The 12,388-nt window shown below is 70.9% G+C and carries 9 protein-coding genes; 3 read left to right on the forward strand and 6 right to left on the reverse strand.

The features are described from left to right. Window positions 1-73 precede the first annotated feature (73 nt). The gene (locus ADX84_RS01535; protein WP_049566141.1) at window positions 74-2,434 is read right to left on the reverse strand and encodes a M64 family metallopeptidase; all 2,361 of its coding nucleotides are present in this window, start codon (window positions 2,432-2,434) and stop codon (window positions 74-76) included. A 149-nt stretch (window positions 2,435-2,583) separates the two neighbouring features. Here ADX84_RS01535 and ADX84_RS01540 point away from each other — a divergent pair, with 149 nt between their 5' ends. Then, window positions 2,584-2,955: a DUF427 domain-containing protein gene (locus ADX84_RS01540; RefSeq protein ID WP_049566144.1), complete on the forward strand. Its 372-nt coding sequence runs from the start codon at window positions 2,584-2,586 to the stop codon at window positions 2,953-2,955. Window positions 2,956-3,048: 93 nt separating this feature from the next. Here the strand turns inward: ADX84_RS01540 and ADX84_RS01545 are convergent, their stop codons facing one another. The 5 genes from ADX84_RS01545 to ADX84_RS01565 all read right to left on the reverse strand — a co-directional run bounded on the left by ADX84_RS01545 (window position 3,049) and on the right by ADX84_RS01565 (window position 8,087). Continuing rightward, window positions 3,049-3,972: a DMT family transporter gene (locus ADX84_RS01545; RefSeq protein ID WP_049566148.1), complete on the reverse strand. Its 924-nt coding sequence runs from the start codon at window positions 3,970-3,972 to the stop codon at window positions 3,049-3,051. Window positions 3,973-4,250: 278 nt separating this feature from the next. Continuing rightward, window positions 4,251-5,801, reverse strand: coding sequence for a hypothetical protein (locus ADX84_RS01550; protein WP_049566150.1), 1,551 nt, complete (start codon window positions 5,799-5,801; stop codon window positions 4,251-4,253). Further along, complete coding sequence (locus ADX84_RS01555) at window positions 5,798-6,703, reverse strand: ATP-binding cassette domain-containing protein (protein ID WP_049566153.1); 906 nt, start codon at window positions 6,701-6,703, stop codon at window positions 5,798-5,800. Before ADX84_RS01555 ends, ADX84_RS01550 begins: the two co-directional genes overlap by 4 nt. After that, window positions 6,700-7,500 (reverse strand): zf-HC2 domain-containing protein, encoded by an 801-nt coding sequence (locus tag ADX84_RS01560; protein ID WP_049566156.1) that lies wholly within the window; start codon window positions 7,498-7,500, stop codon window positions 6,700-6,702. Before ADX84_RS01560 ends, ADX84_RS01555 begins: the two co-directional genes overlap by 4 nt. After that, window positions 7,497-8,087 (reverse strand): RNA polymerase sigma factor, encoded by a 591-nt coding sequence (locus tag ADX84_RS01565; RefSeq protein WP_049566158.1) that lies wholly within the window; start codon window positions 8,085-8,087, stop codon window positions 7,497-7,499. Before ADX84_RS01565 ends, ADX84_RS01560 begins: the two co-directional genes overlap by 4 nt. A gap of 137 nt (window positions 8,088-8,224) precedes the next feature. Between ADX84_RS01565 and ADX84_RS01570 the strand changes: the two genes are divergently transcribed. Together ADX84_RS01570 and acnA are read left to right on the forward strand one after the other, a co-directional pair. After that, window positions 8,225-9,160: an LLM class F420-dependent oxidoreductase gene (locus tag ADX84_RS01570; RefSeq protein ID WP_049566163.1), complete on the forward strand. Its 936-nt coding sequence runs from the start codon at window positions 8,225-8,227 to the stop codon at window positions 9,158-9,160. 339 nt (window positions 9,161-9,499) lie between these two features. Next, complete coding sequence (acnA, locus tag ADX84_RS01575) at window positions 9,500-12,262, forward strand: aconitate hydratase AcnA (RefSeq protein WP_199776444.1); 2,763 nt, start codon at window positions 9,500-9,502, stop codon at window positions 12,260-12,262. The last annotated feature ends 126 nt before the right edge of the window (window positions 12,263-12,388 follow it).

Consider the following 12,388-nt stretch of genomic DNA (forward strand, 5'->3'; position numbering starts at 1 on the left):
GACCGCACTGGTCCCGGGCCCCTTCGCGTCCCAGGGCCGCCCGCGCGCCGGACGGGGCGCGCGGGCGGTGGTGTCACAGGTCGGAGCACTGCCCCGCGACGGAGCCCGTGACGTCGTTGGCCGCGCCGAAGTCGGCGACGGCCGGGTCGTTGCCGGAGCAGGCGAGGGAGCCGCGCACGGTGTTACCGGCCAGGATCGGCCCGTACCCCGGTGCGTCGCCGCTCCAGGTGTCGGCGGGCACCTGGGTGTTGTTGTGCAGCGCCAGCGCTCCCGAGAAGCTGGAACCCAGGAGCGTCACCTCGGAGGTGGTGCCGGTGATCGACACCGCGCCGCTCACCTGGGTGCCGGACAGCCGCACGGTGTGCGCGCCGGAGGCGGAGAGCCCGCCCCTCAGGGAGCCGCCCTCGACCACGAGGGAGGCGTTCCCGGTCACGGTGACCGTTCCGCGTACGTCGGCGCCATCGAGGCAGACCACGCCCTCGTCGACCCGCAGGCCACCGTTGACCGCGCCGTTCACGGTCTCGGTGCACTCCGGTTCGGCGCCGGGGACGACCGTCGCGGTGAAGGACTCAGGGGCCCCGATGTTGCCCGCCGCGTCGATCGCCCGGTGCTCCACGGTGTGGGTGCCCCAGCCCGGCTCGTGGGAGTCGACCTCGAAGACCGCCATGGAGAGACCACCGCTGCCGAGGCTTCCATAGACGAGGTCGTCGACGTTGGTCCCGTCAGGGGTGAACCGGAACGGAGCCTCGGAGTCCTCGGGCCAGCCGTAGTAGTGGTGCCAGCCGTCGCCGTCGACCCGGAACTCACCGACCACGTGGCCGTCGCCGTCGTCCTCGGGGGACAGGCGCATGGAGAACTCGTTGAGGTACAGGTGGTGCTCGCCGCCGGAGACCGTGGCGGCGGCCTCGGAGAGCTCGCGCGGCGCGCTCGGGTCGGTGGCGTCCACGGTCCAGGTGAGGGTCTGGGACCCGGATCCCTGGGGGTCGGTCACGGTCGCTGACAGCGCGTGGTCACCGGTCGGGAGGTCGAACTCGCCGAGGTCGAGGGTGCGGCCGTCCGCCGAGGTGGACACGGCGGCCCCGTCCAGTTCCCAGGCGACCTCCATGATCCGGTTGGTGGGGCGGGTGGTCTCCGCGTAGACGACCTCGGTCGCGCTGACGGCGCGCTCGGTGTCGCGGTGGCGGGTGAACCCGGCCTCGGACTCGACGGGCTCCAGGGACTCGCCCACGGTCCACGTGAGGGTCCGGGTCATCGCCGCGGACGCGCGGATGTCGGGGTCGCGGACGAACTCGGTGGGGTCCTGGACCCGGACGCTGATCTCCGCCCCGGCCTCCAAGTCGAGCACGGCCAGCTCCAGGCCGCGCGCACCGGCGGCCTCGGTCAGTTCCTCGCCGTCCACCGTCCAGGTGTAGTCCAGCTCGTGGTGGACCGGGTGCGGGCCCTCGACCCACACGGCGTCCTCGGCGCCGACCTCGCCCTCGGGGGTGGACGAGACCGGCAGGGTCGCCCGGTCCCGCAGACCCGAGATCCGGTGGGTCATCACCTCACGCCCGACCTGGTCGAAGTAGTAGCCCAGGGTCTTGAGCATGGAGTGGTTGCTGGGGCGCCACACGCCCTCGGAGTGGTAGAGGCCGCCCTCGTGGCCGTTCGGGTCGGCGGCGCCGATGGTGCCGCCGGACTCGCTCTCCTCACCGAGCCAGCGCCACCACTTGGCCTCCTCGTCGAGCATCCGCTCGGAGGTCATCAGGGTGTGGTGGGCCGAGGTGGGTTCGGCGCCGGTGTAGCGGCCCAGGCTGGTGTCCCGGAAGTAGTACGGGTACTCGTCCTGGAGCGCACCCAGCGAGTGCGCCAGTTCATGGGGGCTGATCAGTGCGGAGAGCGCGTTGCCCGACGAGGCGGTGGCCAGGCGTCCGCCCGCGCCGCCGTAGGTCTCGCTGTTGGCCAGGGCCAGGATCTGCCGGTTGTTCGCGGACACACCGGGGACCATGTCGGCGGCTGCGTTGGCGGCCGACGAGTCCACGGTGAGCAGGCGCTCCAGGGCGGACTCGTCGCAGCCGTTGAAGAACCCCATGCCGAGCGCCGTGTCGCGCCGCTCCCACCCGTGGGCGGGGTCGCAGTCCACACCGGACTCCGCCGAGGGGGTCTCCACGAGATAGACGTTGAAGTAGTTCCGGTAGGAGCGGAAGGGCTCGATGCTCCACTGCACGTTGAGGTGCTGGTCCACCTGCTCGCGGAAGAGGGGCAGCTCATCCTCGGTGTAGCCGTCGCCGAGCAGGACCAGGTTGAACCGTTCGGAGGGATCACCGGTGACCTGGAGGGGCACCACGGAGGCTCCGTCCAGGGGAGCGGCCTCGGCGGGGGCTTCCGTGCCGTCGAGCACGGCGGCCGTGGCCAGCAGGGACAGGGCGGCCAGGGCCGCCGCGGATCTGCGCAAGGGGTTTCCTTCGATCAGGGGATGTGGGGGGATGTTGCCGGGAAGCGTACTGACGTTCGTACGCCGTCTACCAGGGGAAGGGCCATAGGCACTTCGATAACCCCCCGCCGTACGGTGGGATCGGGAACCACCAGTGAAGGAGCGCCCTCATGGCACAGAACGGCAGAGTTCCGGGGGAGGACCACCCCATCACCGTCGAACCCACCACCGAGGCGGTGCGGGTGAGCGTCGGGGACCGGTTGATCGCGCGGAGCACCACCGCGCTGACTCTGCGCGAGGCGGGCTACCCGCCGGTGCGGTACGTTCCGCTCGCCGATGTCGACCCCGGTGTCCTGCGCCGGAGCTCGACCACCACCTACTGTCCCTACAAGGGCACCGCCGCCTACTACGACCTGGTCCTTGGCGACGAGGAACTCACCGACGCGGTGTGGGCCTACGAGCAGCCCTACGACGCCGTCTCCGACATCGCCGACCATGTCGCCTTCTACCCCGGGCCCGTCGAGGTCACCGTGGGGACCTGACCCGGACCGATGCGCCGAAACCGCCCTCACACGGGCAGGTTCGGCTGACCGGAGGCGGGTGGCGCTCCGCCCTTGCGGAGCGCCACCCGGGGTTCAGGAGCGCTGGCGCCGAGGTGCCTTCAGGACGGCCAGGCCCAGGGCGAGGACGACCAGCCCGGACCAGGAGACCAGGGGGAGGCGTTCACCCACCAAGGCCACGCCCAGCACCGCGGCCACGGCAGGTTCGGCCAGGCTCAGTGTGGTCGCGGTGGAGGCCGAGGTGCGCCGCAGCCCGTGGCCGAACAGCCAGTAGGCGAGGAACACCGTGAACAGGGCCAGGTGCAGGGCGACCAGCGCGCCGCTGACGGTGGCCAGCCACGCGGTTCCCGTGGCCAGCACCACGGGCAGCACGAGGACACCGCCCCCGGCGAACATCGTTCCCATGACCGCGCCCGAGGTGTGCCCGCGCCGGATCAGCTTCTCGGCGATGATCGCGTACAGCGCGTACGAGAACCCGGCGACCAGTGCGAGGAACACGCCCAGCGCGTTGGTGGAGCTGGCGGCGCCGGTGAGCTCGGGGCCCAGGACCAGCACCGCGCAGCCGAGCACGGCCGCGACGGTGGCCGTCACCCAGCGCGCGGTGGGCCTGACCCGGTCCACGCACCAGGCCAGCAGCCCGGAGAAGACCGGGGCGCTGCCCAGGGTGATCACGGTGCCGACGGCCACTCCGGCGTTGGCGACGGCGGGGTAGAAGGACAGCGGGTATCCCGCGACGGCGACGGCCCCGAGCAGGAGCACCCACCTGGTCCGGGCGTCGGAGCCGGTGACCAGGGCCGTGGAACCCCGGCCGGCCAGGAAGAGCAGGAGGCCGCCGAGGACCAGCCCGGCGGAGCCGATCGCGGCCGGGTGCGCGCCGTCGGGCGCGAAGGAGCTGGCGGTTCCGGTGGTGCCCCACAGGACGGCGGCGCCGAGGATGGGCAGCGCGCCACCGGTGAGCCGGTGCTGTGGCGTGGTGGTGGGGGAGGAGTGTTCTGGCACGTTCGTACTTTCCGTCTGGACGCCTGGGATGGATGCGTTGACGGGCGCACGACGGACCGGCCGCTCACCGGGACGGTGGGGCCTCGGGGTCCGGGGAGGTCAGCGGGTGCGCCCGGTCAGGCGCACAGCGGCGGAAGGACCTTGTGCCAGTAGTAGTTCACACCCCCACGCTAACGTGAACCGGACCAACCGGACACCTCGGGGTTCTCTTGACCGAGGTGGAGACCGGTCGCGGGGGCGCACACGCGTGGTGCGTGAGTACGAGTCCGCGGGCGGGGTCAGCGGCAGACGGGGTGACGCCAGTCGGAGTCGTACGGGGAGGGGTTGACACTCCACTGGGCGAACTCCCAGGCCGGGGCGGGGATCGTCCCGTCAGCGGTCAGGGGCAGCTCCAGGAGCTCCGCCAGCTCCTCGGTGGTGGTGTCCGCTGACAGCAGCGACTCCCAGTGCTCCTCCAGCACGTCCGAGACGGTGCTCGGCGGCAGGTCGAGCAGGGCGTGCGTCATCCGCAGGTCGAGTTCGGAGGGGTCGTAGTAGGAGAGGAACTCCTCCGCCGCCTCGGTGCCCTCCGGTTCGGAGAACCGCTCGTCCGCCGACACCAGCCAGGCCCCCAGCACGATCCTGGCCTGTCCCTGGCCCGAGCACGAGTGGTCCCAGTGCCTGGGGAGGCCGAGCACGTTCATGGTGACCTCGATGGCCAGGGCGTCGCGGTAGTAAGGAACCTCGGGGTCCCATTCGTCGAACACGATGACCGTCCCCGGCGGCGGGAACGGCTGGGTGGAGCGTGGGAAGACCAACCCACCGGTCTGGAACTCGCGGACGTCCCGGCGCAGGTGCTGGGTGCCCTGCCACACCACTGGCAGACGGTCCCGGGCGTGATCGGGTATCCGCGCCACCGTGGGAGAGAGCGCGGCGTGCCAGTAGTCGATCCAGGACTCGTAGCCGGGGAGGGGACAGTAGGTCACGCCCTCCCGGACCCGGCACGGGTCGGCCTCGGCGCCGTACAGGTCCTGGTCGGTGAAGGGCGTCTCGTAGGAGTAGGTCCGCTGCGCGTACACGTTGACGAAGGCCACTCCAGCGAGCAGCAGCGCCGCCGCCCCCAGCGTGACCGGCCGCATGACCCACGAGCCCTCCCGCCGCGCGAGCGCGAACGCCAGCAGGAAGGCGGCCATGAACGAGATGTGGACCAGGGACAGCACACCGAGTGCTGTCACGGCGGGTTCGTCGATGGGAAGGGGGTCCAGCACCCACCGGGCCACGCCGTTCAGCCGCCGCAGGATCTCGTCGGCCCTGGTCCCCATGGACGTCACCGTGTACAGCAGGTACGCGGGGACGAGCAGGAGCAACACCACCAGCGGGGTGTACGAACGGGTCCAGACGGCACTGGCCACCGCACCCAGTGGCCCGCACCAGGCCAGCACGAACAGGGCCAGGACCGCGGGCGGGCTGGCCGTCCCGGCGGTCGGCTGCGAGTTGACCACCAGGTAGGCGAGGACCAGTACACCCACGCACACCGACGTGACCAGCACGGACGCCAGCGAGAGGGACAACAGGCGGGCGCGCGCAGACAACGGCAGCGCGAACCCCTCCGAATGGCGCACCTCCCGGATCGCGGGGAACGTCGTGACAGCGAACATCACCGCGGCCAGCCCCAGCGCCTGGAGCCTGACCTGGTCGATCAGGTCGGACCAGGTCGGCATCGGAGGCTGGTACGCCGAGTACACGAGCCCGACCAGGGTCACGGGCACCACGACCAGGAACACCGGGCTCACCCACAGGTGGCGCAGGTTGAACCGGGTCAGCGCCCAGAAGGTCGGGACGGCGCTCACCGGGTGCTGCTCCGTGCCCCTGTGAGCAGGAGGTAGGCGTCCTCCAGCGACGGCTCCACCGGGACGCGCGCGGCCGAGTCCGGGTTCTCGACGCCCTCGGGCACGAGTACGCGGTAGCGGCCGTCCGCCAGCCGCCAGGAGGTCACGCCCTCCTCGGGGCGCGAACCCTGCTCCCACACCCGACCGCGGGCCCGGGCCACCAGCTCGCCGGGCGTGCCGTCGAAGATCACCTGGCCCTGGTCCAGGCACAGCACCCGGCGGCACAACGCGGACACGTCCTCGATCTGGTGCGTGGACAGCACCACCGTGCTGCGCACCGCGAGTTCGGAGACGAGGTCGCGGAACCGGATGCGCTGTTCGGGGTCCAGGCCGATGGTGGGCTCGTCGAGCAGCAGGAGCTCGGGATCGCCGAGCAGCGCCGAGGCCAGCCCCAGGCGCTGGCGCATCCCGCCGGACAGACGTCGCACCCGGCTGTGCCTGCGCTCGTACAGGTCCACCCTGCGCATGGCGCGGCGGACCTCGTCGTGGCGTTCCCGGCGCCCGCCCAGCTCCTTGAGCACCGCCACGTAGTCCAGCAGACCGAACACGGTGAAGTGCGGGTAGAACGAGGGGAACTGCGGAAGGTAGCCCATCCGGCGGCGGATCTCGGTGCGGTCGGCGGACCGTTCCGGGTCGCGTCCCAGCACCCGCATCCGGCCGCCGGTGGCCTCCAGGTCGGTGGCCAGGCAGCGCATCAGCGTGGTCTTGCCCGCGCCGTTGCGGCCGAGCAGGCCCGTCACCCCAGGCCCCAGTTCCAGGTCGATCCCGTCCAGGGCCCGGCGCGTGCCGTAGCTGCGGATCAGCCCGCTCACGCTGACCCGGTTCGCGGTCGAGACCGCCTCGCTCCTGGCGCCGGTGTTCACGCGGCCCTCACCCGGAGCAGGACGACCCCGGCCAACAGGGCGAGCGCCGTCGCCCAGCTGGCCTGCGCGGTCGGTGTGAAGAGCAGCAGCGGGTCGAGGCCGTCGGTCGCCCCGAGCAGGACCAGGGCGAGCAGCCACGCGGCGCCGACGACCCCTCCGGCCAGGCTCAGCGCCATCCACCGGCCCAGCGCCAGGCACCCGGCCACCATGGCCAGGGCGGGCAGCAACCAGAAGACCGCCTCCGACAGTGTGGAGACCGAGGGCATCAGGAACGCCGCCGCGGTGCACAGCACCAGGGCGGGGACCAGGACCGCCGCTGTTCGCAGGAACAGGAGCCGGTACCCGGCCAGGGGGGTGACGGACGTGAGGCTGTGTGCGGGGTCGACCCCCCGCCCGTAGGCGAGGGCCACCCCGATCAGTGGCACGACCGGCGCGGTGATGGAGAACAGCAGGGAGCCGCGCGGCACCTCGTGCGCGAAGGCCAGCGCCATGGCCAGCACGAGCACGGTGGCGCCCAGCCAGGCACGGTAGAGCTGCGGGGTGGCGGCCAGGAGTTTGGCGGTGCTCTCGCGCAGGCCGATCGCGGAGAGCAGGCGTTCGGCCACGCCGCGCCGGGGCTGGTCCACGATGTCGCGCAGGTCGGCCCAGCTGCGGTCCAGCCAGTCCTCGTCGGCGGGCAGCAGGGAACGGCAGTGGGCGCAGTGCGTCAGGTGGGCCTCGGCGGACATGGCGGTGACGTCGTCGGCGGTGTGGGCCGCGTACCGGTGGAGTTGGTCGTGGGTCAGGTGCCAGCTCATGTGGTCAGTGCCTCCCGTAGCCGCGCCTTGGCGCGCATGACCCGTGTCTTCACGGTTCCCTCGGGTATCTGGAGGATCTCCGCCGCCTCGCGCACTGTCAGGCCGTCGAGCACGGTGGCCTGGATCGCCGAGCGCAGTTCGGGGGAGAGCTCGTGCAGGGCCGCGCCCAGGGGGCCGTGCTCGATGTTGAGCAGCACGGTGTCCTCGGCGGACGCGTCGCCGATCGTCTCGTACGGTTCGGGTTCGCTCTCGGCGATCCAACGGTTGGCGCGTTTGCGCAGTTGGGAGATGAGCTGGCGGATCGCTATGGTCCACAGCCAGGCCCCGGCGTCGCTGTCCCCAGGGCGGGGGCTGAAGGAACCGGCGTTGCGCCACACAGCCAGGAAGGTCTCCTGGAGGGCGGCGTCGAGTTGGTCGTTGTCGGAGCAGCGGTAGCGTAGCCGGGCCCGCAGCCAGGGAGCGTGTCTTCGGTGCAGGATCTCCAGGGCTTCGGTCTCCCCAGCTGCGACGGCGGACAACAGCACGGGATCGGCGCTGTCGGGTCCGTAGGCGGGTGCGCGTCGTCGTGCGCGGCGGAGAAGCTTCACGTGGAGGGCTATCGCGGGTCGGGGACGGAACGGTTCGGGCGGGGGCGGCCGGGTTCTGTCGGCGCTGACCTCGGCTTTTCCACAGTACCCGCGCGGCGGTTTCCGAACGGTCGGTGCGGTGGGAGAAAATGGGGCGTATGCGCCTCAGGATCTTCCTTGAACCCCAGCAGGGGGCCACCTACGAGGACCAACTCGCCGTCGCCCGAGCCGTTGAGGACCTCGGCTTCGACGGGCTGTTTCGGTCCGATCACTATCTGTCCATGGGGGACCATGTCAGCGGGCTCCCCGGCCCGACCGACGCGTGGATCACCCTGGCCGGTCTGGCCAGGGAGACCTCCCGGATCCGCCTGGGCACCCTGATGACGGCGGCGACCTTCCGCCACCCCGGCCCGCTGGCCATCTCCGTCGCGCAGGTCGACCGCATGAGCGGAGGCCGGGTCGAGTTCGGCTTCGGCGCGGGGTGGTTCGAGGAGGAGCACGCGGTCTACGGGATCCCCTTCCCCGACTCCGCGCGGGAGCGCTTCGACCGCTACGAGGAACAGCTCGACATCATCACGGGGTTGTGGTCCACCCCGGTGGGGGACACCTTCCGGTACGAGGGCAGGCACTTCCGACTGGCGCAGGGCCCGGCCCTGCCCAAGCCGCAGCAGGGGCCGCACCCGCCGGTGCTGATCGGCGGAACGGGCCCCAAGCGCACGCCGAGGCTGGCGGCCAAGTTCGCCGACGAGTACAACGTTCCGTTCTGCTCGCTGGAGGACACCGAGGCGGCCTTCGGGCGTACCGCGGACGCCGTGCGGGCGTCCGGGCGTACGGTGCCGATGGTGTACTCGGCGGCGCAGGTGCTGTGCGCGGGTCGTGACGAGGCGGAGGTGTCCAAGAGGGCCGCGCGGATCGGACGCGACGTGTCGGAACTGCGCCAGAACGGTCTGGCCGGGACTCCCGACGAGATCGTGGAGCGGATCGGCCGGTTCGCGGCCGCCGGTGCGGAGAGAATGTACCTGCAGGTCCTGGACCTGTCCGACCTCGACCACCTGGAGCTGGTCGCCTCGGCGGTGGCACCGCAACTGGACTGAAGGGGACCGGGCACGGGGGGTGTCCGAGGGGGATGCGCCCCGCCCAATAACTTGATATCGAGATACAAGTTGGATACCTTGACATCAAGATAACAGCGGGGTTCCCCCCACCCGCTCCCGGCCCGGGCCTGTGAGGTCGACCGCTTTTCGGCAGCGCGTCCCGGGCCCGTGAGTGTCCGCGGCCAGTTGGCCGCGACCGGTGACGATGTGGCGTCGTCGCAGGTCAAAGCGGCCCTGATGGATTACGGAGGCGGTGGGAGTGCTCACCCGCGACCCCCGTGCCCCGGTGATCCGGTTAGGGCGGCCTCAGTAGGTCCCGCATCCACCCCATGGGGCAGGATGCTGGGGACAAAGTGGCGAGATCAGGAGGCAGACACCGTGTCCGCGAACAGCTTCGGCGCCCGTGACACGTTGCGCGTTGGCGACGAGTCGTATGAGATCTTCCGGTTGGACGCCGTCAAGGGCTACAACCGACTTCCCTACAGCCTGAAGGTGCTGCTGGAGAACCTCCTCCGCACCGAGGACGGCGCGAACGTCACCGCCGAGCACATCACGGCCCTCGGCAACTGGGACGCCAAGGCCCAGCCCAGCCAGGAGATCCAGTTCACCCCCGCGCGGGTGATCATGCAGGACTTCACCGGCGTCCCGTGCGTCGTCGACCTCGCCACCATGCGCGAGGCCGTCCGCGACATGGGCGGCGACCCGGACAAGATCAACCCGCTCGCCCCCGCCGAGCTGGTGATCGACCACTCCGTCGTCGTCGACCTCTTCGGTCGCCCCGACGCCTTCGAGCGCAACGTCGAGATCGAGTACGAGCGCAACTACGAGCGCTACAAGTTCCTGCGCTGGGGCCAGACCGCCTTCGACGAGTTCAAGGTCGTCCCGCCCGGCACCGGCATCGTGCACCAGGCCAACATCGAGCACCTCGCGCGCGTCACCATGGACCGCAAGGGCCAGGCCTACCCCGACACCTGCGTCGGCACCGACTCGCACACCACCATGCAGAACGGCCTGGGCATCCTGGGCTGGGGCGTCGGTGGCATCGAGGCCGAGGCCGCCATGCTCGGCCAGCCGATCTCCATGCTCATCCCGCGCGTGGTCGGCTTCAAGCTCACCGGTGAGCTCAAGCCCGGCACCACCGCCACGGACCTCGTGCTCACCATCACCGAGAAGCTGCGCGACCACGGCGTCGTCGGCAAGTTCGTCGAGTTCTACGGCGAGGGCGTCGGTTCCGTCCCGCTGGCCAACCGCGCCACCATCGGCAACATGAGCCCGGAGTTCGGTTCCACCGCCGCGATCTTCCCGGTCGACGACGAGACCATCCGGTACATGCGCCTGACCGGACGCTCCGAGCAGCAGGTCGCCCTGACCGAGTCCTACGCCAAGGCCAACGGCTTCTGGCACGACCCGGCCAACGAGCCCGAGTTCTCCGAGTACCTGGAGCTCGACCTCGCCGAGGTCGTCCCCTCCATCGCCGGTCCCAAGCGTCCCCAGGACCGCATCGCCCTGTCGGCGGCCAAGCAGACCTGGCGCCACGACATCAGCGACTACGTCTCCGACCAGGCCGACGAGGCGGGTGCGGAGTCCTTCCCGGCCTCCGACTCCCCGGCCCAGCCGGCCAACGGCGCGCGTCCGCACAAGGCCGTCCAGGTCACCATGGCGGACGGCACGGAGACCGAGATCGACCACGGCGCCGTCGTGATCGCCGCGATCACCTCGTGCACCAACACCTCGAACCCCTCGGTCATGCTGGGCGCCGCCCTGCTGGCCAAGAAGGCGGTCGAGAAGGGTCTGTCCCGCAAGCCGTGGGTCAAGACCTCCATGGCTCCGGGCTCCAAGGTCGTCACGGACTACTACGAGCGCTCCGGCCTGACCCCGTACCTGGACAAGCTGGGCTTCAACCTGGTCGGCTACGGCTGCACCACCTGCATCGGCAACTCGGGCCCGCTGCCCGAGGAGATCTCGCAGGCGGTCCAGGACAACGACCTCGCCGTCTCGGCGGTCCTGTCCGGCAACCGCAACTTCGAGGGCCGGATTAACCCGGACGTGAAGATGAACTACCTGGCCTCGCCGCCGCTGGTGGTCGCCTACGCGCTGGTCGGGTCGATGGACGTCGACATCACCACCGAGCCCCTGGGCACCGGCAAGGACGGCCAGCCCGTCTACCTGGCCGACATCTGGCCGACCGCCGAGGAGATCCAGGAGGTCATGGACTCCGCGATCGCCTCGGACATGTACGCCAGCGCGTACTCGGACGTGTTCGCCGGTGACGACCGCTGGCGCGAGCTGCCCACGCCCACCGGCAACACCTTCGAGTGGGAGAGCGATTCGACCTACGTCCGCAAGCCCCCGTACTTCGAGGGCATGGGCCACACCCCGGCGCCGGTCACCGACATCTCCGGTGCCCGCGTGCTGGCCAAGCTGGGCGACTCGGTCACCACCGACCACATCTCCCCGGCCGGTGCTATCAAGCCCGGCACCCCGGCGGCCGAGTACCTCAAGGCCAACGGCGTGGAGCGTCGCGACTTCAACTCCTACGGTTCCCGTCGCGGCAACCACGAGGTGATGATCCGCGGCACGTTCGCCAACATCCGCCTGCGCAACCAGATCGCGCCGGGCACCGAGGGCGGCTACACCCGCGACTTCACCAAGGCCGACGCGCCGGTGGTGTTCATCTACGACGCCGCGCAGAACTACGCCGAGCAGGAGACCCCGCTGGTGGTCCTGGGCGGCAAGGAGTACGGCTCGGGTTCCTCGCGTGACTGGGCGGCCAAGGGCACCAGCCTGCTGGGCGTCCGCGCGGTCATCACCGAGTCCTACGAGCGCATCCACCGCTCCAACCTCATCGGTATGGGCGTCCTGCCGCTCCAGTTCCCGGAGGGCCAGTCCGCGGACTCCCTCGGCCTGACCGGGGAGGAGACCTTCTCCGTCACCGGCGTGACCGAGCTGAACGAGGGCCGTGTCCCCACCACGGTGAAGGTCACCACCGACACCGGCGTCGAGTTCGACGCCGTGGTGCGGATCGACACCCCGGGTGAGGCGGACTACTACCGCAACGGCGGCATCCTCCAGTTCGTGCTGCGCCAGCTGATCGCCAAGTAGCGAGAGGCGTTCCGAGACCGCCGCCCGCGCCCACAGGCGCGATCGCGGTGCTTCGAGGGCCGTCACCGTCCGACCGACGGTGGCGGCCCTTCTCGTGTTGGGGCCCCTCGCGCGTTCTGGCCTGAC

The organism is Nocardiopsis sp. SBT366 (assembly GCF_001083815.1).
Lineage (GTDB): Bacteria > Actinomycetota > Actinomycetes > Streptosporangiales > Streptosporangiaceae > Nocardiopsis > Nocardiopsis prasina.